This window comes from Flavobacteriales bacterium (assembly GCA_020635395.1).
Classification (GTDB): domain Bacteria; phylum Bacteroidota; class Bacteroidia; order NS11-12g; family UBA9320; genus UBA987.
The window spans coordinates 1,181,062-1,206,669 of sequence record JACJZV010000001.1 but is presented as its reverse complement, the minus strand read 5'-3'; the positions used below and the strand labels follow the sequence as shown (position 1 = coordinate 1,206,669).

24 protein-coding genes are annotated in these 25,608 nt (G+C 37.6%); 13 read left to right on the top strand and 11 right to left on the bottom strand.

The features are described 5' to 3' along the window. Window positions 1-22: 22 nt before the first annotated feature. Genes H6607_05120 through H6607_05110 form a run of 3 tightly spaced genes read right to left on the bottom strand, consistent with a single transcriptional unit; the run spans window position 23 to window position 2,226 of the window. On the bottom strand, window positions 23-1,081 hold the full coding sequence (locus H6607_05120; protein ID MCB9261737.1) for a hypothetical protein: 1,059 nt from the start codon (window positions 1,079-1,081) through the stop codon (window positions 23-25). 27 nt (window positions 1,082-1,108) lie between these two features. After that, complete coding sequence (locus H6607_05115; protein ID MCB9261736.1) at window positions 1,109-1,681, bottom strand: hypothetical protein; 573 nt, start codon at window positions 1,679-1,681, stop codon at window positions 1,109-1,111. An 11-nt stretch (window positions 1,682-1,692) separates the two neighbouring features. Continuing rightward, a complete protein-coding gene (locus H6607_05110) occupies window positions 1,693-2,226 on the bottom strand; it encodes a sigma-70 family RNA polymerase sigma factor (protein MCB9261735.1) in 534 nt (177 codons plus the stop codon). A gap of 175 nt (window positions 2,227-2,401) precedes the next feature. Between H6607_05110 and H6607_05105 the strand changes: the two genes are divergently transcribed. Continuing rightward, window positions 2,402-4,759, top strand: coding sequence for a TonB-dependent receptor plug domain-containing protein (locus H6607_05105; GenBank protein MCB9261734.1), 2,358 nt, complete (start codon window positions 2,402-2,404; stop codon window positions 4,757-4,759). A 5-nt stretch (window positions 4,760-4,764) separates the two neighbouring features. Further along, complete coding sequence (locus H6607_05100) at window positions 4,765-5,583, top strand: DUF4249 domain-containing protein (protein ID MCB9261733.1); 819 nt, start codon at window positions 4,765-4,767, stop codon at window positions 5,581-5,583. Here H6607_05100 and H6607_05095 read toward each other — a convergent pair. From H6607_05095 to H6607_05085, 3 genes are all read right to left on the bottom strand, one after another. Beyond that, a complete protein-coding gene (locus H6607_05095) occupies window positions 5,570-6,697 on the bottom strand; it encodes a hypothetical protein (GenBank protein ID MCB9261732.1) in 1,128 nt (375 codons plus the stop codon). The two genes, H6607_05100 and H6607_05095, sit on opposite strands and share 14 nt — an antisense overlap. 356 nt (window positions 6,698-7,053) lie before the next feature. Further along, window positions 7,054-8,049: a glycosyltransferase family 9 protein gene (locus H6607_05090; protein MCB9261731.1), complete on the bottom strand. Its 996-nt coding sequence runs from the start codon at window positions 8,047-8,049 to the stop codon at window positions 7,054-7,056. A 3-nt stretch (window positions 8,050-8,052) separates the two neighbouring features. After that, the gene (locus H6607_05085) at window positions 8,053-8,799 is read right to left on the bottom strand and encodes a cyclase family protein (GenBank protein ID MCB9261730.1); all 747 of its coding nucleotides are present in this window, start codon (window positions 8,797-8,799) and stop codon (window positions 8,053-8,055) included. Window positions 8,800-8,914: 115 nt separating this feature from the next. Between H6607_05085 and H6607_05080 the strand changes: the two genes are divergently transcribed. Together H6607_05080 and H6607_05075 are read left to right on the top strand one after the other, a co-directional pair. Next, the gene (locus tag H6607_05080; protein ID MCB9261729.1) at window positions 8,915-10,078 is read left to right on the top strand and encodes a HAMP domain-containing histidine kinase; all 1,164 of its coding nucleotides are present in this window, start codon (window positions 8,915-8,917) and stop codon (window positions 10,076-10,078) included. Continuing rightward, window positions 10,075-10,779, top strand: a complete 705-nt coding sequence (locus H6607_05075; GenBank protein MCB9261728.1) for a hypothetical protein — start codon at window positions 10,075-10,077, stop codon at window positions 10,777-10,779. The genes H6607_05080 and H6607_05075 overlap by 4 nt, the downstream gene beginning before the upstream one ends. Before the next feature lie 2 nt (window positions 10,780-10,781). Here the strand turns inward: H6607_05075 and H6607_05070 are convergent, their stop codons facing one another. Further along, window positions 10,782-12,038, bottom strand: coding sequence for a peptidoglycan DD-metalloendopeptidase family protein (locus H6607_05070; protein MCB9261727.1), 1,257 nt, complete (start codon window positions 12,036-12,038; stop codon window positions 10,782-10,784). Window positions 12,039-12,209: 171 nt separating this feature from the next. Between H6607_05070 and trxA the strand changes: the two genes are divergently transcribed. The 5 genes from trxA (at window position 12,210) to H6607_05045 (ending at window position 17,713) form a co-directional block, all read left to right on the top strand. Continuing rightward, window positions 12,210-12,530, top strand: a complete 321-nt coding sequence (trxA, locus tag H6607_05065) for a thioredoxin (GenBank protein ID MCB9261726.1) — start codon at window positions 12,210-12,212, stop codon at window positions 12,528-12,530. Window positions 12,531-12,658: 128 nt separating this feature from the next. Further along, window positions 12,659-13,561: a DUF58 domain-containing protein gene (locus H6607_05060; GenBank protein MCB9261725.1), complete on the top strand. Its 903-nt coding sequence runs from the start codon at window positions 12,659-12,661 to the stop codon at window positions 13,559-13,561. Beyond that, a complete protein-coding gene (rocF, locus tag H6607_05055; GenBank protein ID MCB9261724.1) occupies window positions 13,558-14,502 on the top strand; it encodes an arginase in 945 nt (314 codons plus the stop codon). The genes H6607_05060 and rocF overlap by 4 nt, the downstream gene beginning before the upstream one ends. 122 nt (window positions 14,503-14,624) lie before the next feature. Beyond that, window positions 14,625-17,348 (top strand): PAS domain S-box protein, encoded by a 2,724-nt coding sequence (locus tag H6607_05050; protein MCB9261723.1) that lies wholly within the window; start codon window positions 14,625-14,627, stop codon window positions 17,346-17,348. After that, the gene (locus H6607_05045) at window positions 17,345-17,713 is read left to right on the top strand and encodes a response regulator (GenBank protein MCB9261722.1); all 369 of its coding nucleotides are present in this window, start codon (window positions 17,345-17,347) and stop codon (window positions 17,711-17,713) included. Before H6607_05050 ends, H6607_05045 begins: the two co-directional genes overlap by 4 nt. On the opposite strand, the gene H6607_05040 is transcribed toward H6607_05045, so the two are convergent. Further along, the gene (locus H6607_05040) at window positions 17,710-17,943 is read right to left on the bottom strand and encodes a hypothetical protein (protein MCB9261721.1); all 234 of its coding nucleotides are present in this window, start codon (window positions 17,941-17,943) and stop codon (window positions 17,710-17,712) included. The genes H6607_05045 and H6607_05040 overlap by 4 nt on opposite strands. A 47-nt stretch (window positions 17,944-17,990) precedes the next feature. Then, complete coding sequence (locus tag H6607_05035) at window positions 17,991-18,569, bottom strand: sigma-70 family RNA polymerase sigma factor (protein ID MCB9261720.1); 579 nt, start codon at window positions 18,567-18,569, stop codon at window positions 17,991-17,993. Window positions 18,570-18,762: 193 nt separating this feature from the next. On the opposite strand from H6607_05035, the gene uvrA reads away from it, so the two are divergent. Next, complete coding sequence (gene uvrA / locus H6607_05030) at window positions 18,763-21,588, top strand: excinuclease ABC subunit UvrA (GenBank protein MCB9261719.1); 2,826 nt, start codon at window positions 18,763-18,765, stop codon at window positions 21,586-21,588. A gap of 33 nt (window positions 21,589-21,621) precedes the next feature. Here the strand turns inward: uvrA and H6607_05025 are convergent, their stop codons facing one another. Next, the gene (locus H6607_05025; GenBank protein ID MCB9261718.1) at window positions 21,622-23,061 is read right to left on the bottom strand and encodes an aminoacyl-histidine dipeptidase; all 1,440 of its coding nucleotides are present in this window, start codon (window positions 23,059-23,061) and stop codon (window positions 21,622-21,624) included. A gap of 132 nt (window positions 23,062-23,193) precedes the next feature. Here H6607_05025 and H6607_05020 point away from each other — a divergent pair, with 132 nt between their 5' ends. Together H6607_05020 and H6607_05015 are read left to right on the top strand one after the other, a co-directional pair. Then, window positions 23,194-24,012, top strand: a complete 819-nt coding sequence (locus H6607_05020) for a hypothetical protein (protein ID MCB9261717.1) — start codon at window positions 23,194-23,196, stop codon at window positions 24,010-24,012. A 153-nt stretch (window positions 24,013-24,165) separates the two neighbouring features. Continuing rightward, window positions 24,166-24,558: a hypothetical protein gene (locus H6607_05015; GenBank protein ID MCB9261716.1), complete on the top strand. Its 393-nt coding sequence runs from the start codon at window positions 24,166-24,168 to the stop codon at window positions 24,556-24,558. On the opposite strand, the gene H6607_05010 is transcribed toward H6607_05015, so the two are convergent. Continuing rightward, window positions 24,518-25,267 (bottom strand): LexA family transcriptional regulator, encoded by a 750-nt coding sequence (locus H6607_05010; GenBank protein ID MCB9261715.1) that lies wholly within the window; start codon window positions 25,265-25,267, stop codon window positions 24,518-24,520. The genes H6607_05015 and H6607_05010 overlap by 41 nt on opposite strands. Window positions 25,268-25,408: 141 nt before the next feature. Here H6607_05010 and H6607_05005 point away from each other — a divergent pair, with 141 nt between their 5' ends. Then, window positions 25,409-25,582 (top strand): hypothetical protein, encoded by a 174-nt coding sequence (locus H6607_05005; protein MCB9261714.1) that lies wholly within the window; start codon window positions 25,409-25,411, stop codon window positions 25,580-25,582. The last annotated feature ends 26 nt before the right edge of the window (window positions 25,583-25,608 follow it).

Sequence of the window (25,608 nt, the reverse complement as noted above, 5' to 3'; positions counted from 1 at the left end):
CGTACTATTTTTTTTTTTGAAATCAAAATTTATACGCCACCGACAAACACATAAAATCATTGGCATCGCCGATGTTCCATCTCAAAGCGGTTTTAATCTTGTTGGTTTCGCCAACTATGCCCAAATATACTCCTCCTAATTCCATATCCCTATGTTTATAGGTTTGACTTGTATTGAATTGAGCCTGTGCCCAGGAACCGCCTAAACCAAAAGCACCTATTTCGTATCCCAACATATTCATTCCTCCACTTGACGGTAGCACATTACGCTGGTGCGAAAAGCCGATGGAGGTATAACTACCGGAAAACCTCAACTTACTCGGGTCATCGAAATAATTGACATCCACATTAAGCCCAATTTTAGAGAATAATGCCGACCTTCCATCATTCATTTCCATATACCTCATTCTTGAAAATTCTGCCCCAACCCCTATACCAAAGTTGCCAAGCATATACGTACCCAAAACCGTGCTTTGCATGCCCCAAACGGAGTGTTTTTGCCTGTTCATCAATCCATATCTTCCAAATTCTGCCTGATTTTGTATGAATGACAGTTCTTTAGTTTTGTAACCCGAAATTGTTTTTTTGTTTTTTGCATCACGCTCAATTTTTTCTTTAATTAGCTTAAAATCAATATTTTCAAGCTCCTTCAAATCATTAATATCGTTAAAAAAAAGTTGTATTTCGCCGTCAGCATCATCCTCAATGGTAACTTTATGTTTACCCGTAAATTCAAGTAGAGAATCCCGAAACTGATAGGTTGTAGATGAGGCGGAGTTTACCACCACTTTTGAAATATCCTTTCCGACCAAATAGGTCACGTCAATTTTTTCAAGCTTTATTAAATCGGGTCTAATTTGATCGATTTTTTCGTATAGATGAAGCGTGTATTTGCCGGTTTCTTCGATGTGGTCAAACTTTTTGTTTCCCAATAAGTCATAGTCTATCAGCCACTTAAACAATAGTTTATTGTTGTAGTTGTATGACACTTGAGGAACAAAAGAACGATCGAACTGCCCAAAACCGGCGGAACAAACAAGGCACAAAAAAGCCATAACGATTAATTTTTTTAAATTTTTCATTTTCCTAAATTTTATGTGAACTAACTTTTATTTAATGGCGGTTAGCATGGGTTGTTTTACCCCCACACTACCCCTGCTGTAATCATTGTTAAACAACTTGATTTCTACCCGATTTTCAGCCTTTATTTCACCCATTTTTGGATGAAAGGCGTATTTAATTTTTTCGTTGGTTTTTATAGAATTGATTGAAGAATCTTCCGTTTTCACATACACCGTTTTGATAAGCTCTATGGTGTCAAATTTCACAATTGTTGCCGGAGAAACAAACAGGGTGTCTGTTTGTATTTTTGTGGTAAAAACTAATTTTTCGGATTCGATGATTTTGTCTTTAAAAAAGGTATCAACTGTTTTTTGGGCAACGTAAACTGTGTCTTTTATAGAAACGTATTCCACCGTTTTTTGCATTGTGTTGCCGCCAATTCTATACCCCAAAAACAGGGCAAATACAAGACAAGCGGCTGCCAAACCACTCAACCATAAAGGCACCACAATGCCCTTTTTCTTTTTACTGATTGTGTTCTTTTCAATATCGCTCCACACCTTTTCCTTATTCCAACTTGGTGTGTTTTTACTTTCCATATTTTCAAATAATTGTTTCATTTTTCCATTTTTTAATTAAAACCATATATGGGCAAAAGTTGTCGCAACTTTGATTTTGCTCGGCTCAAGCTCGATTTCGAATTTCCTTCAGTGCAACCCAGCTTTTGTGCAATTTCTTTGTGACTATATCCTTCTATTTCAAACAGATTAAAAACGGTTTTTAAGGCAATGGGCAATTGATTGAGTGCCTTTAAAATATCATTGTATGCCAAATGATTTGACTGAAACCCAATGTCGGTTATCTCAGTATCGTCTGCCATAATCTCTTTCATTTTTTTATCTTTTCTCAAGGCCATCAGGCATTCATTTATGGCAATGGTTTTGAGCCAGGCTTTAAGGCTGCCTTCTTTTTGGTATTCAAATTTGTCGAAATTCTGATATGCCTTTGTAAAACAATTCATTACCATTTCTTCTGCCAATTCATTTTGATTTACATAGCGATAGCATACATTGTAGCAATAGTCAGAAAAATGGTCAAAGGCCAGCTTCAAACCCATTTCTGGATGTGTTTTGATATAATTCGCTATTTCTTTTTCTGCTATCACAAAAACCTTTCAACGATAGAAATGCCAAATTTTATGGAAAGGTTGCAATTTTTTAAAAATATTTTGAAGACCCTTTTTTTCAACCATTCCTACTATTTTTGAAAAAGATACTTTTTTTTCACTTTTTTTCAAAAACTGTGTAACAAAAGCCGCTCTTATTCGATTTATTGCAAGAATGAAATTAAAAATTTATCTATTTACGCTACTGCTCTTTGGCCTACTACAAGCACAAGCCCAAAAAGTTACGGTTTCAGGCTTTTTAAAAGAAGAAGGCAGTAATGAATCATTGCTCGGTGTGATGGTTTATACCCAAGATAAACCTTATGGAGCCATAACAAACGATTTTGGTTTTTATAGTATTACACTTCCTATTGGCGAATACACGTTTATCTACGACTATGTTGGCTACAATTCAAAAACATTTCAACTAAATCTTTTAAAAGATACTGTTTTGAGTGTCTTTTTGCAATCGAACAGCAACCAACTGGCTGTGGCCACCGTGAACGTAACCCGCAACAAAGCCAGCGAAAATGTGCAAATGAGTACCGTAGATATTCCGATAAAACAAATAAAAGACATACCGGCACTTTTTGGCGAAAAAGATGTTTTAAAAGTTATTCAGCTAATGCCCGGCGTGCAAAGTGGCAGCGAGGGGCAAAGTGGTCTTTATGTGCGTGGCGGAGGCCCCGACCAAAACTTAATTATTCTAGATGGTGCCACGGTGTACAATGCCCAACATTTGTTTGGGTTTTTCTCCCTTTTTAATGGTGATGCTTTGCGAAGTGTTGAACTGATAAAAGGTGGATTTCCGGCTCGATACGGTGGTAGGCTATCATCGGTTATTGACATGAATATGAAAGATGGCAATAAAGATCATTTGACAGGAGAAATGGGTATTGGCATTATTTCTTCCCGTGGTGTAATAGAAGGTCCATTGGCTAAAGGTAAAGGTTCATTCATTGTTTCCGGTAGAAGAACGTATATCGACGCATTGACCCAACCAATTATTTTGGCTACCAACAATGGAAGCACTGCCGGCTATTATTTTTATGACTTAAATGCAAAACTCAATTATAAATTATCAGACAAAGACCACATCTACTTGAGTGGATATTTTGGAAGAGACAAGTTTTATTCATCTACCAAAAACTCAGACAATTCAAAGTTTAAGGCAAATTTTGGTTGGGGAAATGCCACCACCACGTTCCGATGGAATCATGTATTGAATAACAAAATGTTTGTAAATACCTCGGCCATTTACAGCACCTACGATTTGCTCATAGCCGCTGACGAAATTGACCACGACACAACCGCTTTCGGACTAAGATATGGCTCTGGCATACAAGATTTTAGTTTAAAACAAGATTATGATTGGTATGCAAGCACCCGACATAAAATAAAATTTGGCTTTTTGGCAACGCATCACAGTTTTACACCAAATGCAACCGTAGTTATTGGTGGTTTTAATGACTCCACTGTAAAATCGACTACCTCTTTTAAAGGCGTTGAAACCGGGGTTTACATTGAAGATGAAATAAAGATTGGCCTTAAACTTACCACCCTATTGGGAGCCAGACTCAGCACTTTTTCTGTTGGAAAAACAAATTATGTAAAACCTGAACCTCGCATTTCGGCTGCATACAAATTGCAAAAAAATCTTTCGGCCAAAGCCTCTTTTGCCAATATGAATCAATACATCCACTTGCTTTCAAACAGTGGTATTGGTTTACCAACCGATTTGTGGGTTCCTGCCACTGAAAAGGTAAAACCCCAGAGCAGTTGGCAAGCGGCAACAGGTATTGCTCGAGATTTTGATTCGCTGAATTTTACATTGACCGTAGAAGGGTATTATAAAGTGATGTCCAACATTATTGGTTATAAAGAAGGTGCCTCGTTTTTGTCGGTGGCCGATGCTTTTAATGGAGGCTCATCAAAAGTAACTTGGGAGGATAATGTGACCAATGGTAACGGGAAAAGCTATGGTACAGAAGTGTTGTTTCAACGCAAAACCGGCAAACTAACCGGATGGGTGGGCTACACATTAAGTTGGACAAAACTTCAGTTTGACTCACTTAATTTTGGAAAAGAATTTTATGCCAAATATGACCGCCGGCACGATGTATCTGTGGTGGCTCAATATAAAATTAAGAAGAATATGACCCTTTCGGCTACATGGGTATATGGCACGGGTAATGCAATAACATTGCCCCTAAGCACCTATCAGTTGAGTCATTTTCAAACATTTGCCTCTTATTTTAATTATTGGCAAAGTGGCACCGAATACAGCGAGCGAAATGCCTTCAGAATGAAAGCATACAACCGAGCCGATATTGGATTGCAAATTACCAAGCAAAAAAAACATGGTGAGCAAACCTGGGAGTTCAGCGTTTACAATGCGTACAACCAAAAAAATCCATTTTATTATTATGCAGCTTCTGAAGATAATAACGACCCAAGCAGTAAAACCGTTTTAAAACAAATTAGTCTATTCCCCATTCTTCCATCTATTTCTTGGAACTATAAATTTAAGTAAGAAAAATGAAAAACACACTCTTTATACTCTTGTTAATAACGCTTTTTGCCAGTTGCGAAACCGTGGTAACCGACGTAGAAATACCCGAAGTATCTCGCAAAACGGTAGTAGAATTGGCCATGGGCAATTTGACCTCAACCTATAAAGCCTCGCTCACAAAAAGCAATCCTATTTTTAATTCAAGACCTGGTGAGTTTGAGGTGATAGCCGATGCAACTCTGGTTGTATCGGGAAATGGAATTTCTGACACCTTTCTTTATGATGTTTCAAATGCGGTATATACCTCTCGGAAAAACTACAACTTTGCTCCCGGCCAAATCTATGAATTAAACATAAAAACAAAAGATGGGAATTCGGTTAGTTCAAAAGCTGCCTATCCAGTGGCGGCTACAGGAATTGAGACTAAGGTAGATTCTGTGGTTCAATTTGGAGAAACAATTTACAGGTTTCATGTAAAATGGGATGACCAGTTGGGAGTAAACGATTATTATCAGTTAGAATGTTACACAGTGTTTGAATACGAACCCGGACTTACTGATACCATTTTTGGTGGTTTTTATAGAGAATATGTTGGCCCCGATGACATTATTAATAGCAACTACGTGGCCGATGGCGAATTTTACAAATACGAAGGCGGCGGTGTTAATGACGTAAAAGTATTTATCGTTATTAGCGGAATATCTGAAGAACACTACAAATACGGTCGTGTATTAGAAAAATACAACCCCGACAATCCGTTTTCGGAACCAACCCTAATACCCACCAATATAGAAGGTGGTTTGGGCATGTTTGTACTAAAAAACTCGGTGGTTACGGAGCTATAGAGCCCATTTGCTCTTGATAGGTGTATTGAGTGATGATTGCGGAGCCATTGTTTTCTTTACGACTTCTTTGCACCGGACGATTCAATCCATCAAAAATATATCCTGTGGTGTATTCTGTTAGCAACTCTCCATTTTTGTAATAACGTTGAGTCTGATTGGTTAGATTGCCAACTTCATCGTATTCCATTTGGGTATAGTGTTTCAATTTTTCCTTTTCGTATGATTCGTAGCTTTCAGATATCAATACCGTATCTTTTGCATAACGATACTCATTTTTGTACAGGAGCTTTTCTTCTCCCCCCTTAACCTTAAAATACGAGTAGCTCATCCTTTTTCCCTGAGCATTTTGAACAGTAATTGATTTATAAATTTCTCCTTTTTCGTCCGTCATTTGATTTACAATGGTTGTGTTTCCATCATCATCTATTGATTTTGAAGTACAAACGGTTGTGGTGTCTTTATGTTTAAAAACCTCCACACCGGTTTCCTTGCACTCATAGTCCCACACATATTTTATTTTACCATTAGGTTTATAAAGCGTGCGTTTTTGCATATCACCATTGTCATAATAGGTACTGACATAACGATGTATGAGCTTGCCATTTTTATAGTATTCGCTCGAAGATGTATTGCCTATTTTTGGATAATACCTATTAAAATAGGAGGTATCTCCATTTTTATTTACGGTTCCTGAAAAATCAACCTTTCCTTCGGAGTTGTATGAGGTAAATCTCCGATGTATTAAATTAAAATTTTTGCCATAAACCGAAGTTCCAATAATGTTGTTCTGACTGTCGTAATCCATCATGCGGGTTTCTATAGTTGAGCCCTTTTTAAACTCCAAATAATGGGTCAAACGACCATTTGGGTCAAACAGAAATGATTGATCAATTTTTTCAGGTTTAACTTTTCCATTTGGCTTAACGACCTGTAAATTAATTTGCACCGAACTTATCTCACGTTTTTTTACATATTCTATCATAGAATCCTTTTTAACAGGAAGGTCTAAACGCATCAATTCCCATGGAATGTTCGTGCTGCTATAATAACGACTTTGAGCATTCAGTTGGATTGATAAACCAAGAACTACAATTAGGGTAAATAGATTTTTCATAACTTCCAAACGGATTGAGGTGTTTTTTGTTGCAAATACGGCAATAAAATTGTTTGGTGTAAATATTAGTTGCTTGATAAACAGACTGCCATCGTTCAATCATTCTACCGCAGGTTTGTGCCAATTTAGATAGGTGCCGATGTAGCGACGTGACCATTTAGCGAGGTGCCGATGTAGCGACGTGCCTCGAGGCAAGTCGTTACGACAGAACGATTCATTTTTCCCACATTCCAATAGGCAGGTGGCTACGAAATTGCTATCATATTTTTCCACGTGCCTCGAGGCACGTGGCTACTGGCACGTGGCTAATGGTATGTGGCTAATGGTATCTGGCTACGCTTGTTGCAGCATTCCAATCAAAAAATAGAATCAATACAAGCGTAAACCTCTTCCACAGAAATCTGCAAAATGGAGTCATTATCGCCTTTTATCTGGCCGGGTTTTAGGTGATGAATGACATGTTGATTAGGGTAAATAGGGTAAAAAACGTCTTTTACCCCAGGGCCAAACAGTGCCACCAAAGGCTTTTGCTCGATGATGGCAAAATGCAACGGACCACTTTCATTACCCACATAAAACGTACATTTTCTGGTTAAGGCGGCTAATTGCATTAAACTGGTTTGGCCCGCCAAGTTTATGCCGTGGGGGGTTTCTTTTAAAACCGTTTCTACCAATTCACTTTCGTTTTTTGAGCCAATAAAAATGGTTTTTAATCCATATTTCTCAAAGATTTTATTTACCAATAGGGCGAACCTATCGGTCGGCCAGCGGCGTTCTGCATCTCTCGCCCCGCAATGCATCAGCACAAATTTTTGAAGTTGTAGTTTATTAAGTAAATCGTCAATAAATTCAATATCCTTTTTTTCAACGTTAAAACGCGGTTTGTCAAAAATAAAACCTTTCGGAAAAAGTGGTTTAATGATGTTTTGATTTGTGATGATTTCGTGGGTTTGTGCACCACCAATTTTATTATGAAGTCTGATACTACCCCGCTCTAAATAGTAGTAGCATCCGCCAAGAATAGCCCTTTTCACGCTCGCCCAATTGCCTCTAAAATCGATTTGAACATCAAATTTGCCTTCAACGGTTTTTAAATCGTTAATTATATCATCCACCACCCCGGTTTGTTTTACCAAATCATTGTTCATTGGCTTACAAACAACCGAAAGGTGTGCATCGGGAAACACTTTTTTTAAGGCAGAGAAACAGTGCATGGTATAAACCATATCGCCAATTTCATCCAACTTTAAGGCCAAAATTCGCTCTACTTTTTTGGGTTTTGTTGGTTTTCCTGCGTTTAGCATTTTTGAAGCTATTGCAGTAAATAAATACAAGATTTTCTCTTTATCCATACATCATACAATAGGATAAATAATTGGTTTACTGGGGCTTGCATCTGTTTCTAATGGGGCAATTTGCATCTGTAAAACATACAACCCATCGGCTGCCCCATTGGGCACAAAAGCCAATTCGGTAATGGTGGCATTGGTTCGGGTGTTTTGGGGATATTGCCAAAAAGCATGATGAGCAGACAACATTCCGCCATCTTCCTCCTTATCTACCGATGGTAAGTCGATAATTAGGTGATTGATACCCAATTCGGCCACCTTTTGTGTGAGTTTCGAGCTTAAATAGGTTGGATTCGTACCTGAATATTGTTTTCTCAGTTTTGAATCGTCATTTGGCAAACTCCTAATAATCAAAGCGTTTACATTAGTATAATCAAATCCTTCCAACCATTTTTCGGAAATTACTAAATCTCCGTTCTCCAATTTTTCGGGCGTAACAGAAATGAGCCGAGCTACATGCACAAACTCTTTTAAGCATTGATTGATGGTGTATTTTTCTTTGCTAATATGCCCAACACATTCTGTGTGCGTACCGTTGCCATGGGCATTTAGTGTTAAGTTCTCGCAATTGCAGGCTCCGCCCAAAGCCACCGAACCCACAAAATCTCCCCCTCTAAATGGCTGAAAAACCGGATTTGCAATGTAATAGGCGTTCACGTTGTTTTCTCCATCCGAAATGGGTGTTGACAAATCAAAATAAACGCTGCTGTCAAATGCTATTTCTTTATCTCTAAAAGTTGTTTTAAAAATCATATCAATATTGCTGTTGCCAAAAGTACCGATAAAAATAGTACAGTAGATAAAATAGGACGCAAACAAAACTTGTTTGAATTATAAAAACCTATTTTTTTCGACCTTTGTTTTTTCAATGGCATTAAACAACTATCAGTTTAGGACAATAATAAAGGCTGCAATATTTGTCTTAGCCATGACTATTGTTGGTGTTTCGCTGCTTTATACAGACAATTTAGCCCAAAAACTGGCAGATGAAGAGCGGGTAAAAATGGCTTTGTGGGCAGAAGCCACCAAACTTATTGCCACAGCCAGCCAAAATGAGGACTATGACTTAACTTATGCACTCTCTGTGGTAAAAGCCAACAATACCATTCCGGTTATCGTTACACTTGAATCGGGAGAAATTATCAATGAAAAAAACATCGATTCCGTTCGCTCAAAAGATCCTGAATATTTGAAAAGTTTGATAAAGGATATGCGGTCGGAAAACGAACCAATTGAGGCCGAACTATTTGAAAATCAAAAAATTATAATTTATTACAACAATTCCATTTTATTTCAAAAACTAAAACTTTACCCCTATGTTCAACTGGCTATAATTGCTGTTTTTTTGATGATTACCTATTACGCTTTTAGCTATAACAGAAGGTGGGAACAAGACCAAGTGTGGGTGGGTATGAGCAAAGAAACAGCTCATCAATTAGGCACTCCAATATCTTCGTTGATGGCTTGGATGGAGCTGACAAAGGCCAACGATGGTAATATGTCAGAAGAGGTAATTCAAGAAGTTGAGTATGACATTAAACGGTTGGAACTTATTACTGAGAGGTTTTCAAAAATCGGTTCTGAGCCGGTGCTTAAAAACAATGATTTGGTTGAAGTGGTCACAGAATCGGTGGAATATTTGCAAAAAAGACTTTCCAGCCATATCGAGTTCGAGATTAGTAGCGAAAACAACCATGAAATGTGCAAAATTAATGTGCCACTTTTTGCATGGGTTTTAGAAAATCTATCAAAAAACGCTGCAGATGCCATGGAAGGAACCGGCAAACTCACCTTCCATATTTCTTCAACCGATAAACAAATTATTTTGGATGTGTCGGACACGGGCAAAGGCATAAATCCATCCAAATTCAAAACGGTATTCGAACCGGGCTATACCACCAAAAAACGGGGTTGGGGTTTGGGGCTGTCGCTGGTAAAACGAATTATAAAAAATTATCACGATGGCCAGATATTTGTAAAAGAATCAACCCCGAATGTTAAAACAACGTTTAGAATTATTCTAAAAAAATGAAGTTTCGACTATTCATATTTGCACTATTACTTGCCAATTTATCTGCGGCACAAACAGATATTCCGGCACATTTTCCGGGAGGTGATGAGGCCTACAACCAATATATGACCGACCATTTGGTATATCCCGAAAAAGCCATTTCAAGTCAATCTTCCCGATTGATTAAGGCTCTTGTGGCCATTGACACTTTAGGAAATTTGAGATTGCAAAACTTTATTACCCCCAATAGTGGCGTAGGTTTTGAGGAAGAAGTAGAACGATTTATTCAAACAATGCCCCAATGGATTCCGGCGGTACACGACGGACGAATTGCAAAAACACAAATTATTTTAACTTTTAATTTTACCTACATAGATCCGGAAATAGATTATGAAGAAATTGGCTATGAATACTATGTGAAAAGCGAAATACCTCCAAGTTTTCCAGGTGGGAATGATTCGCTTAAAAAATGGGTTGAGGGTTATTTATCGGATAGCTTGCAGCTCCAATTTGACACGGCACAAGCCTCTTTTGAGTTTGTTGTAACTTCTCAAGGAAATGCAATTGATATTAGTCTGACATCTACAAACAGTGCCATTGCAGACCAATACTGGCTTTTTGCAATGGACAGAATGCCCAAATGGAATCCCGGAAAAATAAAGGGAAAAGATGTGTTTGTAAAACACAGCATTACCCTCGAAATTATCAGACGGAAATCCTAAATTTAATCCTCAATAAAATCATCCTCTGGCAAATCTTTTTCAGCATTTTTATCGGGCAAGGGCAATTGGTTAAACTTATCTTCCCAAAATTTCTTTACCGCTTTAAAATCGGCCAAATGTTTGCTACTTACCTCGGTAGATCTGGGTGAAATAACGGAATATGGGTCAATCTGAACACCATTTTGCCAAAACCGAAAACACAAATGAGGCCCTGTGGCCAAACCAGTGCTGCCCACAAATCCGATAATATCTCCCTGTTTTACGTGTTTGCCAACTTTGATTCCCTTAGCTATTTTGCTCATGTGCAGATACTGTGTAGTGTATTTTTTGTTATGCTCCACCTTTACAAAATTTCCATTGTATTTAGCAAAAGTGGCAGCTACAATACGCCCATCTCCCACTGTTCTGATTGGTGTACCTGTGGGGGCTGCATAGTCTGTTCCCAAGTGTGCTTTCCATTCTTTAGTTACCGGATGAAATCTACGTTTACTGTACCTACTGCTTATTCTGCTATACTTCAACGGTGCTTTTAAAAATGCCTTTTTCAAACTTTCTCCGTTTTGATCATAATAGCCGGAATCTTCTCCATTAATGTATTTGTAGGCATAAAATGTATCGCCCCTATGGTAGAACATAGCCGCCTTTATAGACCCCACCCCTATTACTTTTCCGTTGGCCTGATACTCATCAAAAACGACTTTAAAAAAATCGTTTTCATCAATTTTAAAGAAGTTTACCTGCCACGCAAAAACTTCGGAAAGCGAAATGCCCAATTCATACGTTGCTTGAGCATCTAAAATGCTATGATAAAGTGTTCGCTCAATGCGTGAGGCAATGGTTCGTTCAACGGTATCTACCTTAATTTTATAAATATGAGCATCTGATTTATCTCTAAATTCCAAAATGAGTTTCTCTACTGGTGAAACATGGTAAATCAAATGAGAGGCATACTTTCCATCATGTTGGTTTCTATATACCATCTCTACCGTATTTCCGGCAATTATTTTATTTATCTTAAAAATAGAATCTGTTTTTCCGATGGCTTCAAATACCAATGAATCGTTGGTATTGTATCCGTCAAACATATTTTCGAAGATGGAATTCCTAGCAACCTCAAAGGTGTCAATGTTGTCTAAAAACCGATTTATCTTAAAATCATACAAGGTTTGAATGGAATCGACCGATTCTGCCGCCATTTTGCCCTTGTTACCTTTTTGTTGATTAGTTGTTTTTCCATCCTTTTGGCACGCCCAAAACATTGATAAAGAAGCAACAACGAGTACTCTAAATGCAATTTTTGATTTCAAATAATTAAGTTTTATGTGGGTATCAATACTAATTATGGAACAATAATATTGCCTTTATGGTTGATGGAGTAAATTTGCATCAAACATTTGTACACGAATTAAACACAAAACAAAATTTTAGATATGGCACTTGAATTTAATGACGGAAACTGGGAATCTGAAGTAATGCAATCTGACGTTCCTGTATTGGTTGATTTTTGGGCAGTATGGTGTGGCCCCTGCAAAATGATTGCTCCTGTGGTGGAAGAATTGAGCGGAGAATATGCCGGAAAGGTAAAAATTGGCAAAATGAACGTGGACGAAAACAGAAATACACCTTCAAAATATGGTATTAGAAGCATCCCTACGTTGTTGGTTTTCAAAAACGGAGAAGTGGTTGACAAATTGGTTGGAGCTGTACCCAAAAGCACCATTGTTCAAAAGTTAGAATCACAATTGGGATAAAAAAATATAGCATTATTGCCCACGATATTTGGCGGCAATCGACGTATTCGATTGCCGCTTTTTGTTTATGCCACGTAGCTAAATACTATTTTTGAGCATTGCATGGTTATCTTTGCAAATCCATAGTTGTGAATTTAAATCAAGAAATAATACGGATAGATAATCTTGAACTACTTGCTAAACAAGTGGTTGAGGGTTTTATTACGGGCTTGCACAAAAGCCCTTATCATGGTTTTTCGGTTGAATTTGCCGAACACCGACAATACAATACCGGCGAAACTACCCGAAACATCGACTGGAAATTATTTGCCCGAACCGAAAGGTTATATACCAAACGATTTGAAGAGGAAACCAATCTAAGATGCCATATTTTGATTGACACATCTTCAAGCATGTACTATCCAGACACAGGGCAAAACAAAATAAAATTTTCGGTAGTGGCGGCTGCCAATTTGATGTATATGCTTAAAAAACAGCGAGATGGAGTAGGTTTAACCCTGTTTAGTAACAAAATTGAGCAACAAATTCCGGCCAAATCATCACCAAGCCATCATTTGCTTTTGCACAAAGTTTTGATAGAGGCATTGAATAAAAAAGCCGAACATCAAACCACAAATGTAGTAGATGCCCTTCATCAAATTGCCGAACAAATTCATAGAAGAAGCATGGTTGTGCTATTTAGCGATATGTTTGACCAAGCCGATGAAACCTTGCTTTTTGATGCATTACAGCATTTAAAATTCAATAAACATGAGGTAATACTTTTTCATACCATCCACCACAAAAGCGAACTAAATTTTGAATTTGAAAACCGCCCATATACTTTTGAAGATATAGAAACCGGAGTGAAAGTAAGGCTTTTTCCTTCAGAGGTTAAAGAACATTACACGTCAAAACTTTCAGCGTTTTATAATGAGCTTAAAAACAAATGTGCTCAATATAAAATTGATTTTGTAGAAACGGATATTTCCAATTCCGTTTCTCAAGTTCTATTGCCTTTTTTGGTAAAAAGACAACGAATGAGAGGATGAGAAACAATAACATAATCATTATCGAAAATCCGTCTGAATTGGGTGCAGGAACGCGAGGTGCAGCCACTGGACCTATTGCCGTAAGACTTGCTGACAATCAGGGTGAAAACAAAATTTATGGAAAAATTGAACACACCACCATAAAAAGCCGCAATGAAGCACTTTGCAAACCAGTAACCACCCCTCATGCAAAGTATGTGGCCGATATTTATGAGCACAACCAAGAAGTAGTAAAGACCATAAAAAAGCAACTTCTTGATCAAAAATTTCCGCTCATTATTTCTGGCGACCATAGCAACGCAATAGGAAGCATTGCCGCCATAAAAGATACCTTTCCGAACAAGCGGCTGGGGGTAATTTGGATAGATGCCCATGCCGACCTACACACGCCCTACACCAGCCCCAGCGGCAATATGCATGGCATGCCTTTGGGCGTTTCTCTTGGCGAAGGATATCAAACAACACCCGTAAATATACCCCAACCGGAAACCATAGATTATTGGCACAAATTGACACATTTGGGCGAAAACCAAATTCACCCAAAATTATTACCCACAGACCTCGTGTTTATCTCCATCCGCGATTTGGAAGAGCCTGAATGGGAAGATATAGAAGATAATCATATTAAACACTTTGTTCCGGCCAGATTGCTTAATAAATCCATGAGTGATGTGGCAGCCGAAACGTTGGAATATTTAAACCAATGCGACCATATTTACATCTCCTTCGATGTTGACTCGATGGATCCCTCTGTTAGCACTGGAACTGGCACCAGCGTAGAAAACGGACTAACGCTGCCCGAAGCTAAAAATCTACTCCAAAGCCTGATGCAAAGTCCAAAAATTGTTTCGTTGGAAATAACCGAAATCAACCCATTAATTGACCATCAAAATAAAATGGCTCAAGTTACTTTGGATATTTTATCCCATTTGCTCCAATAAATCATTGTCCAATACTCTAAACAAAAAAGTTTAAAAAGAATAGCTCGTATAGAGCATTTCACAATTTACTTTTTTGTATTTTTGAAGTGCTAGTTACTACTTTTATCACTTTATTGACTCTTATGAGGACAACTCAGCTTTTTAGTGCATCCACCATTTTGGCAATAGAGAAATATTGCTCTATTTTCGATGAAATAGTTTCTCCAGTAGTTGTATGTGCTTTTTCCGGTGAAATCGTTTACAAAAACGAACGATTTGTTGAGCTTTTTGGAAACGCTAAACATCTAAACCAATTGGATAAAAATCGGCATGAAACTTGGGTTAGCCTTCTTTCTAAAGTCTTTAAAAGTGATATTGACTTTAAACCCATTATTTGCAGTGATTTAGCTGAAATTAGACCCTTGCATTTGGCTGACGAAACATTTTGTCTTGTCAAATTATCAATCAAAAAAAATGACTTCATTGAAGATGCGGTAGAAATAAAATTACATACGTTAGGGTTGCCTCCAAACGATGAAAAACTTCTAAAATCTACACTCAAAAATGCCTACAACGCCCTGATGATTCTGGATTATTCAAAAAAAGAATACATCGGTGTAAACTCAAGAGCCCTGCAACTTTTTGGATATTCATTTGACGAGTTTTTAGGCTTAAAAATGGGAGATCTTAGCCCAGTTGTACTCGAAAAAAATCAGACAATTGAAGAGGCCACAAAAGTTTATTTAGAAGAAAGTATCAACACCCAAAAGAGGGTTTTATTCAAATGGAAAATCCGGCATAAAAACGGAACCATTATTCCGGTTGAAGTTAGTTTGTTCAGACTTCCAACCCAAAATGGAATTTATATCCGAATCAGCATTATTGAGGTAATATTTGAAAGGCAAGTCAACAAAATTTTAGATACCTCAACCACAAAATTTGATAATCAGATTTCTACCAACATAAATGCAACCCGAGAAAACTATTTGGATACCTTTATTAGAGAAAGCCCCTTCCCCATTGTTATGCTTGATAACAATATGAATTATTTGTTTGTGGCAAATGAGTGGATTAAAATGTTTCCGCCTTCTGACCACGCAGATGATATGATGGGGCGGAATCACTACGAATTGTATCCTAAGATGCCAATGCGGTGGAAACTTACCCATCAACGAGCCATGAACGGCGAACACATTACCATTGAACGAGATTCTTTTTTTCAGAATAACGGAAACACTTTGTGGTTTGACTGGGAAATTAGACCTTGGAGAAATGATTCTGGCGAAATTGGAGGAATCATAATACTTGCTCAAGAAAAATCTTCTCTTGTGGAATCGGAAAAAGCCATAAAAAATCAAGAACGATTGTTCAGACAATTTTTTAATACAGACTCTATTGGATGGATAGAAACACAATCAAACGATTTTTTTGAAGCCTTAAAACCTTTGAACAATCAAGACAAATACGGCTTTAAATATTGGGAAGAGATTCTCTCCCAAAAAACCATTCGCTATAATTCAAAAATCGAAACCATTTTTGGTTTGAATGGAGATGAAAAAGATTTCAACCCGTTTTCTTATATAATTGATGGATTTGAGCATTTTGTGATAAAATTTGTTTCTGCCATAAGGAAAAAAACAAACTCGTTGGATGCCGAAATTACCATTAAAAATAAAATGGGAGATATTAGAAATTTATCAGCTCATATTAATTTTGATATAAAAAGTGGTGTGGTGCTTTATGCTATGCACGATATCACCGATTTAAAAGTAAGCCTTAAAGCCTTGCGAGATAGTGAGGAAAGATACCGAACCATGTTTGATAGCAACAGTTTGGCAGTGGTTTATACAAACTATCAGAAGAATATTGTAAAAATAAACGAGGCTTTTACCTCCATGCTTGGGTATAACGAGCAAGAAATGCAAAAAATTAAGGAAAACGATATTCTGTTAGACGAATTTGTGGACCTCAATAATCAAATTCATGATGAATTACGAAACGGAACCCGCCGATTTGCACAATCAGAAAAGATTTACAGAAAAAAGGATGGGAAAACCATAATTGCCCAAACTTCGAGCAGTGCACTGTTCGATGATACTGGAAACCACTACGGAAATGTTACGGTAATTCAAGATATTACCGACCGAAAAAGTTATGAAACTACTCTGGAAAACCAAAATGAAGAACTAAAGAAAATAAATAAAGAACTTGACCAATTTGTTTATAGTGCCGCCCACGATTTACGGGCACCCATTGCCAATGTTATGGGGTTGGCAAAATTAATTCGGCTTGAAAATATCACTGACACTGCCCAGCACTACATTGAACTTCAAGAAAAAAGTTTGGAAAAATTGGATGAGTTTATAAAAAACATCATCGATTACTCCAGAAATTCAAGGCTCGAACTAAACAAAAACGAAATTAATCTGAATGAATTTGTGCATGGAGTAGTTGACCAATATCGGTTTTCTGAAAATGCAGAAAGACTAAAAATCGACATCCAGGTTGACCAACAATCCGTGTTTATTTCTGATGAAAGCAGACTATCGGTAATTATGAACAACTTGGTTTCAAATGCCGTAAGGTATATGGACACAAAAAAGGATAACTGTTTCTTATCAATTCAAGTTGTTTCCAATGATGAAAAAGCCGAAATCGTGGTTAAAGACAATGGCATTGGCATTGAAACCGAGCATTTGGCCTCTATTTTTGAACTTTTTTACAGAGCAAATTCCGAGTCGAAAGGAACCGGAATCGGCCTGTATATTGTAAAAGAAACAGTAGAAAAATTGGAAGGAAAAATCCTTGTAGATTCTATTTTTTCTGTGGGTACTACATTTACTGTTACAATTAAAAATATGAAATGATTTATTTAGTTGATGATGATGAAATACAGAACCTGATTAACACACGGGTTGTAGGTTTGGTTTCTCAATCAGTTGCCGTAAGAACCTTTTCTGGAGGAGAGGCGGCTTTGAAAGCCTTGGATACGGAGACAAGTTTTCCGCAATTGATTTTTTTGGATATAAATATGCCAAAAATGAATGGCTGGGGTTTTTTGGATGAATTTACGAAGCGTGATTACCCCATAAGCATTTATATGCTCTCTTCTTCTATAAACTCAAAGGATATAGAGAAGTCGCAAACTTACAAAGCAGTAAACGGATTTATTAGCAAACCACTTGTGGCCGAAAAATTGGCAGAGATTTTAAAACAAGAAAAAATTATTTAACACGCCGGTGCTTCCGTACCCAACGATTCCTCCAATATTATTTGAACCGAAGTAGGGTTGGGTTCAAACATTTCCGAATCTAAGCAAGATTTAATTTCGTCCAAAAGACTTTGTATGCTCTGCATTTCAACCGATTGACTAATCTCGTTTTGAAATAAAATACTTTCATTTTCAGAGAGTTCGCCGTAAGAATGTTGAATAAGTTTATTAAGAGTAGATGTATAATCCATAAAGTAAATTTTAAAAATCTACTTCATGAACGTTTACTGATGAACATTTATTGCAATGAAATTGATTTCTCTGCAATTAATTTTCTCATATTATTCAAAGCATATCTCATTCTGCCCAAAGCAGTGTTTATACTTACATTTGTTAAATCGGCAATTTCCTTAAAACTTAAATCGCCATAATGTCTCAAAACAAGCACCTGTTTTTGCTCATCAGGTAGCAGGTTGATAAGATCTCGAACCGTTTGCTCTGTATGAGATTTTACATATTGCTCTTCTCTATTGGTATAATCAATTTCAATAGTTCTGAACACATCCTCGCCATCTTCCGTAGTTATTGTTGGCATTCTTTTGGATTTTCGAAAATGATCTATAGCCAAGTTTCTCGCAATGCGAATTACCCATGGTAGAAATTTACCTTCTTCGTTATATTTTCCCGATTTAAAGGTTTTTATAACTTTAATAAAGGTTTCTTGAAACAAATCTTCTGCTATGTATCGATCATTTACAATCAACAAAATAGTAGTGAAAACTTTGTTTTTGTGTTTGTTGATAAGCATTTCAAGGCAAGCCTCGTTTCCTTGAATGTACTGCTTAATTAAAGTACGATCTTTAATTTCATGTTTCATAATACCTCCTTTTAATAGAATGCTGATAACCAGCGGATTAAACTTAACTTTAGAGTAGAGGTACTATGTCAATAGGCAAATAACTTTTTAAAACTTTCCACTAAGGTAGAACTCTTTTTTTGAAAAAACAAAATATTTTTAAAAACAATACTTTAAAAAGTATTTAAAGCGGTTATTTTGTTACGTCAAAAGTATGTCGGATAACAAGCAAAAAGTCATAGAAATTAAGGGTGCACGTATGCACAATCTTAAAAATACAGACGTAAAAATTAAAAGAAATAAATTTACTGTGGTTACCGGAGTTTCGGGTTCCGGAAAATCATCGTTGGTGTTTGACACACTTTATGCCGAAGGACAACGAAGATATGTTGAAAGTTTGTCGTCTTATGCCCGTCAGTTTTTAGGTAAATTGGATAAGCCTGAAGTTGATTACATTAAAGGGTTGACACCTTGTGTGGCTATTGAACAAAAGGTAAACACCAGAAATCCGCGTTCTACGGTGGCCACTTCTACCGAAATTTATGATTATTTAAAACTGCTTTTTACGAGATTGGGAAAAACCTTTTCGCCTATTTCTGGTGAAGAAGTGAAATGCCATACGATTGAAGATGTGGTCAATCACATTTTAGTGAATACACAACCCGACCAGTACATCTATATATTAACCCGATTGAATTTTGAAATTGCCGAAACTTTGAAAGAGGTTCTGGCACTTGAACAACAAAAAGGATTCAGCCGATTGCTTTTCAAAGGTGATGTTGTTAAAATTTCAGATTTTAAGGAAGAAAAAGTTCGGAGCAACGACATTTTCCTGCTTATTGACCGAGTGGTGGCTGAAGACACGGACAGTCAAGAGTATTTACAGCGTTTAAACGACTCCATTCAGACAGCTTTTTATGAAGGTCTTGGCGAAATGACTGTTCAAATTCATTCTGAAAACAGTGTAAAAGAAAATGAATTCAGCAACAAATTTGAGCTTGACGGCATGCAATTTGAACAACCTACGGTCAATTTTCTGAGTTTTAACAACCCCTATGGGGCTTGCAAAAAATGTCAGGGATTTGGTTCGGTAATTGGTATAGACGAAGATTTGGTTATCCCCAACAAAGATCTATCGGTTTTTGAAGGTGCTGTAGCTCCCTGGCGAGGGGAAACATTGAGTCTTTGGAAAGAAAATTTTATCTCGGTTGCCGAAAAAAATAACTTCCCCATTCATAAACCCTACCGCCAATTGAGTGACGATGAAAAAGAAACACTTTGGCACGGAAATAAACATACTGACGGCATCGATGATTTTGTCAAATTTTTAGAAGAGAATTCGTATAAAATTCAATATCGGGTAATGCTGGCTAAGTACCGCGGCAAAACCATTTGCCCCGATTGCAAAGGCACCCGATTGCGGAAAGATGCCAACTATGTGAAATTGGTTTCAATGTCCGCATTACCTTTTCATTCAAAAGCAAACCCCGACAAAATTTCACTTTCCGAGGTCATGCTGCTTACCGTGGACGAGGCTCGTGAATTATTCAGCAAAATGCAACTGAATGACCATCAGAAACAAATAGCAAAAAGGCTTTTGTTAGAAATAACATCTAGATTGGAATTTTTGTCGGATGTGGGTTTGGGTTATTTAGGTTTAAACCGACTTTCCAACACGCTTTCTGGTGGTGAATCGCAACGCATAAACCTGGCCACCTCTTTGGGTAGTAGTCTTGTGGGTTCTACCTATATTTTGGATGAACCGAGCATTGGTTTGCACTCAAGAGACACAGAACGTTTATTGACGGTTTTAAACAAACTGAAAGATGTGGGCAACACCGTGGTGGTGGTAGAACATGATGAAGACGTGATGCAGGCCGCTGACGAGTTGATAGACATTGGCCCTTTAGCCGGCAGCTTGGGTGGCGACATTGTTTTTCAAGGCGATTTTACCCAAATGATGGCGGGACGAAGTTTAACGGCAGATTATTTGAATAAAATCGAAGAGATTGAAATTCCAAAATCCCGCAGAAAATGGAATAACTACATCGAGATTAAAAAAGCATCACACAATAACCTTAAATCCGTTTCTACCAAAATACCCCTATCGGTTTTTACTTGTATTACAGGGGTTTCCGGTTCTGGAAAAACAAGTTTGGTTAAGGGTATATTTTATCCGGCCATTGCCCGTTTGCTCGATAACTATACCGGAATTAAAGCTGGCGAATCAGAAGGACTGGGTGGTGATGTGAAATTGATTGATGCCGTGGAATTTATTGACCAAAATCCCATCGGAAAATCTTCTCGCTCCAACCCCGTTACCTACGTTAAGGCGTATGATGTAATCAGAGATTTATTTGCCGATCAGGTTATTTCAAAACAACGCGGCTATAAAAGCTCTGTCTTTTCGTTTAATGTGGATGGTGGCAGGTGTGACAATTGCAAAGGAGAAGGCGAAGAAATTATCGAAATGCAATTTATGGCCGATTTACATTTGCCGTGTGAAGCCTGTGGTGGCAAACGTTTCAAACAAGAAGTGCTGGAGGTGACTTACAACGGTAAAAATATTCACGAAATATTGAGTATGACCGTCGATGATGCGATGTTGTTTTTTGAAAATTTGAGTTCCGTAAAAAATAAATTACAACCTCTCCAAGATGTTGGCTTAGGCTATGTATCGCTCGGGCAATCATCAAACACTCTCAGCGGTGGCGAAGCACAACGTATAAAATTGGCCTCATTTTTAGGCAAAAAAAATAGCAGCACACACACCTTATTTATTTTTGATGAACCCACCACCGGCCTCCATTTTCATGATATAAAAAAGCTGCTCAAATCATTCAATGCATTGGTTGATCAAGGCAATACCATAATAACTATTGAGCATAATATGGATGTAATTAAATCTGCCGATTGGGTGATTGATTTGGGTCCTGAAGGCGGAAAGGAAGGCGGAAATATTGTGTTTGAAGGAACTCCGGAGGAGTTGATAAAATGTAAAAACTCCTATACCGGAAAATACCTAAAAGCTAAAATGTAAGACATCAACGGCACTAAATTGCCATAATACAAATTAGGCGGTGGGAATATTCTTGATTATTTCCACCAAAAACTTCCAAAACTTTTGGGTTGATTTTATGCCTGCTCTTTCGTCAGGGCTGTGAGCTCCTTTTATGGTGGGTCCAAAAGAAATCATATCTAAGCCAGGGTATCGAGTGCCTAAAATGCCACACTCCAATCCTGCATGAATGGCCATAACATGCGGTTTCTCTCCAAAAAGCTCTTCATATTTCGAAGTCATCAAATCCAATATTTCCGAATTTGGGTTGGGTGCCCAACCAGGGTAGCTTCCCCCCTGCTCCACTGTGCAATTTGTCAATCTGAAAGGTGCTGCCACCGTATTGGCCACATCCATTTTGCCGCTTTCGGTGCTGCTGCGTTGCAAACTTTGTGTAACAAACTCACCGTTTTTTACAATCACTCGGGCAAGAGAAGATGACGTTTCTACCAAACCCTCAATGGCTCTGCTCATACAAAAAACACCGTTGTGGCAAGCATAAATAATGTTACAAACTTCCGCCGAATCAGTTACCGAAAGTGCCTTTTCAGGTCCATCGCATTGTTCTATGCTAATGTTTAAGTTGGGTTCTTCATGTTGCAAATCGTACTTGCACTCTGCTGCTCTTTTTTCAAATTCCGAAAGATAACCTGCATCTGCCACCACAATGGTAGCAAAGCTTTCGCGAGGAATGGCGTTTCGCAAACTACCACCATTTATGTCCACTATTTGCAAGCCATATCCGGTAGCATTGTTCATCAAACGGTTCATTATTTTATTGGCATTGCCTCTCTCCAAATGAATATCTACTCCGCTGTGGCCTCCTTTTAACCCATTAACCGTTATTTTATAAGCTGTTCCCGCATTAACAGACACTTCGTTGTATATTTTTTTGGTGTTGGTGTCGATACCTCCGGCACAACCAATCGAAAATTCATCATCGTCTTCGGTATCCAAATTCAACAAAATTTTTCCCTTCAAAATGCCTTGCTCCAAGTTGATAGCCCCGGTCATTCCTGTTTCTTCGTCAATGGTAAAAAGAGCTTCCAATGCTGGATGAGCTATATCTTTTGATGCCAAAATTGACATGATGGCGGCCACACCAAGGCCATTATCTGCTCCCAATGTTGTGCCTTTTGCCCGCACCCAATCGCCATCTATATACGTTTCAATTCCTTGGGTGGCAAAGTCAAAATTGGTGTCGGCATTTTTTTGATGCACCATGTCTAAATGGCTTTGCAGAATAACCGTTTTTCGATTTTCCATGCCTGCTGTTGCCGGTTTTTTAATTATCACATTTCCAACAGGGTCAACATGGGTGGGCAATCCGAGACTTTCGCCAAATTTTCGGGCAAATTCTATCACACGTTCCTCCTTTTTTGATGCACGAGGAACGGCATTCAAATCTTCAAAAAAATTCCAAACGGCTTTTGGTTCGAGTTCTCTAACAGTCATTGTATTTCTTTTTGGGCAAATATACTATTAGATGATAAGTTGACCGTGGCGAGTAATTGATTTGTTGTGGAGAAAAGAATGATTTTTTTCTATTTTTGAATTGAACAAAACCGTAAATATAGACACATAGATATGAATAGAAGAGAAATAACAGCTGTTTTAAAAGAAGAATTAAAATACCCAATGGGCTTCAAATTTAAATCTAATTCGCATGGAATATTTATGGAACGAAAGCTAAAAGGTTCGAAGGAAATTATTAAAATTGGCTATAATTCGAGATATAGTAAGTCCTTTTTGACAGGTACTTTTAACGCATACAAAGGTTTTGATAACATAAACGCTGTGTTAAACAAGTATTTTGACGAGGATTATCGAAACTATAAAAACCCATTAAATTTGGAGTATTTTCTGCATACGTATTCCAACATTAATTTCGATTTTTTTCGTTTAACACCGCATGAATTTATACCATTGGTTACCTTAAATGATTTACGACCTTTGATTCCACACATTCAAAAAAATCTGGATGAACATATTTTCCCCGTTTTGGATCTGTTTCAAAACATCGGTCAGGTATATGAAGTGATTCAAGGTTTGAAACCACAAATTTTACGATACGGTCTCTATTTAGGCAATGGAACTTTAATGGAATTGGTTTTGTGTAGTCTTTTGGGGCATCCACATTTTGATGAGGTTAAAACTGACATTTTAAAAAGGTTGAATAATGGACTACTGGAATTTAATCAAATAACCGGGTTGGACAATCCATTTAAAGGATTGCTGCAAATCTATCATCAAATGTTACCTGAATTGGATGAAATACATGCGTCAAACATCGGTAAACATCCTGAAGTACATTTTGAACAGACGTATTTTAATTACAGCGAGCATTATGGAAGTGATATGGTAACGGAGTATAGAAAAATTGATAAACTTAGTTGGTGCGGATGAAAATATCCGTGATACCTCCCTGAGTTATTACTTTGGTAAATATTTAAATACACATATTTCAAAAGTTGCCTTAAGTCACCGAAAATCCTTGAACAATTAAATTATATCATGCCAACCACAATTTTACTCAGCAACGCGGAAAACAATTATCGAATGGGTTTAAAACTATTAGATTTAGATTGGCAATTGGATAGATTATTGAGTGTTCAACCTTCTGACTTGAGAATTGCATTGAAACCCATGACTCCTGATTTAGGAAATGGAATTACTTCAGAAGCTATACTAACCTTGTTAAATTCAAAAGAGTGCTTTGATTTTGATTATATTCCAGAGGAAAATGATAGGCTGTTAATGAGAAACAATCATAGTAAGGACTATTTTGCAATTATTTTTCGAGAAAATAAATGGGAGATTCGCGACTACTATACAACCAGAATGCCCTCCAAAGGTGTAACCGTGTTGTCGGAAACTATCTATAAGGGATATGTGCTCATTAATGCCTCCCTCACCCCTCAACCAACCTCTTCAACTCATTTATCTCCTTAAAAATAGCCGAAAGACTGGGCTGCGAGGCAACTTCCTGTCCAAAACTTATTTTTGAATGGTATTCCCACAACTCCAACACCGACTGTGCCGAAACTACAACCGGAGCATACTCGGCATTCAACGAAATAAGTTCGAGATTCTGCTCTTTGTTTATTTTTTGCAGCTTTTTCAGTCGAATGCTTTCACTATCTACCACCACATATATTTTATCATTTTTTATTTCTGAAAAAGATGAAACAGCCTTTGCCAGCACCCAGTCTCCTGAATAAACCAATGGCAACATACTATCACCACGTATTTCAAAACCACGAAAAGTGGCATTTTGAAATTGTGCCAACGGAAAATGAAATGCCGGAAGCTTGTTTACAAACTCTACATCACCAATGTTTTGGCCATATCCGGCAGATGCTTTGGCATTTACCAGCAAGATATTTTCGTGGCCATGTTGGTTTATGGTAATGGCTTTGGGCAACACATCTACCTGCTGTGGGTTGAGGTATTTTTTGGTGCTTTCACCAAAAAGCCACAATGGGTTTATGTTGTAGTTTTTGAGCAGCAGCATGGTGGTTTTGCCCGATATGCGAACCTTACCCCGCTCAATATCGGCAGTGGATGAAGGCAGGCCAAGCACATCAGCAAACTCGGTTTGTGTATAACCTTGGTCTTCGCGTATCTGTCTAAAACGTTTAAACTCTATATCTAAATCCATTGTTCAAAAGTATTGTTTATTTGGAATATTTCCGCCAAAATGGAATATACCCAATTATTGACCTTGCATTTATCAGATTCTTTGGTGTACATTTGAATCCACACAATGCAGTTTATGATTTGCGTTGTTTTAAGAAAAAAAATGAAAGTTTTAATTGAAATATCCGACAATCAGGCCAGTTTTGGAATGAAAGTTCTTAAAAGCTTATCGTTCGTAAAAAAAGCCAGCCCCATTAGTGACTCGGCTATCGAGCTATGGGATGAGCTTAAAGAAGCTTCCGAACAAGTAAAACTGCACAAACAAGGAAAAAAGTAGTGTAACTAGTTGATACACGATAGGCA

Bases quoted from the DNA above. Each gene is read 5' to 3' on its own strand.
- trxA (MCB9261726.1), top strand. From the start codon at position 12,210: ATGGCACTTGAATTTAATGACGGAAACTGGGAATCTGAAGTAATGCAA.
- H6607_05090 (MCB9261731.1), bottom strand. From the start codon at position 8,049: ATGGATAAAGAGAAAATCTTGTATTTATTTACTGCAATAGCTTCAAAA.
- H6607_05005 (MCB9261714.1), top strand. From the start codon at position 25,409: ATGAAAGTTTTAATTGAAATATCCGACAATCAGGCCAGTTTTGGAATG.
- H6607_05070 (MCB9261727.1), bottom strand. From the start codon at position 12,038: ATGTTTTGGGCGTGCCAAAAGGATGGAAAAACAACTAATCAACAAAAA.
- H6607_05035 (MCB9261720.1), bottom strand. From the start codon at position 18,569: ATGAAACATGAAATTAAAGATCGTACTTTAATTAAGCAGTACATTCAA.
- H6607_05040 (MCB9261721.1), bottom strand. From the start codon at position 17,943: ATGGATTATACATCTACTCTTAATAAACTTATTCAACATTCTTACGGC.
- H6607_05020 (MCB9261717.1), top strand. From the start codon at position 23,194: ATGAATAGAAGAGAAATAACAGCTGTTTTAAAAGAAGAATTAAAATAC.
- uvrA (MCB9261719.1), top strand. From the start codon at position 18,763: ATGTCGGATAACAAGCAAAAAGTCATAGAAATTAAGGGTGCACGTATG.
- H6607_05085 (MCB9261730.1), bottom strand. From the start codon at position 8,799: ATGATTTTTAAAACAACTTTTAGAGATAAAGAAATAGCATTTGACAGC.
- H6607_05050 (MCB9261723.1), top strand. From the start codon at position 14,625: ATGAGGACAACTCAGCTTTTTAGTGCATCCACCATTTTGGCAATAGAG.
- rocF (MCB9261724.1), top strand. From the start codon at position 13,558: ATGAGAAACAATAACATAATCATTATCGAAAATCCGTCTGAATTGGGT.
- H6607_05045 (MCB9261722.1), top strand. From the start codon at position 17,345: ATGATTTATTTAGTTGATGATGATGAAATACAGAACCTGATTAACACA.
- H6607_05080 (MCB9261729.1), top strand. From the start codon at position 8,915: ATGGCATTAAACAACTATCAGTTTAGGACAATAATAAAGGCTGCAATA.
- H6607_05105 (MCB9261734.1), top strand. From the start codon at position 2,402: ATGAAATTAAAAATTTATCTATTTACGCTACTGCTCTTTGGCCTACTA.
- H6607_05115 (MCB9261736.1), bottom strand. From the start codon at position 1,681: ATGAAACAATTATTTGAAAATATGGAAAGTAAAAACACACCAAGTTGG.
- H6607_05075 (MCB9261728.1), top strand. From the start codon at position 10,075: ATGAAGTTTCGACTATTCATATTTGCACTATTACTTGCCAATTTATCT.
- H6607_05120 (MCB9261737.1), bottom strand. From the start codon at position 1,081: ATGAAAAATTTAAAAAAATTAATCGTTATGGCTTTTTTGTGCCTTGTT.
- H6607_05015 (MCB9261716.1), top strand. From the start codon at position 24,166: ATGGGTTTAAAACTATTAGATTTAGATTGGCAATTGGATAGATTATTG.
- H6607_05100 (MCB9261733.1), top strand. From the start codon at position 4,765: ATGAAAAACACACTCTTTATACTCTTGTTAATAACGCTTTTTGCCAGT.
- H6607_05025 (MCB9261718.1), bottom strand. From the start codon at position 23,061: ATGACTGTTAGAGAACTCGAACCAAAAGCCGTTTGGAATTTTTTTGAA.
- H6607_05010 (MCB9261715.1), bottom strand. From the start codon at position 25,267: ATGGATTTAGATATAGAGTTTAAACGTTTTAGACAGATACGCGAAGAC.
- H6607_05095 (MCB9261732.1), bottom strand. From the start codon at position 6,697: ATGAAAAATCTATTTACCCTAATTGTAGTTCTTGGTTTATCAATCCAA.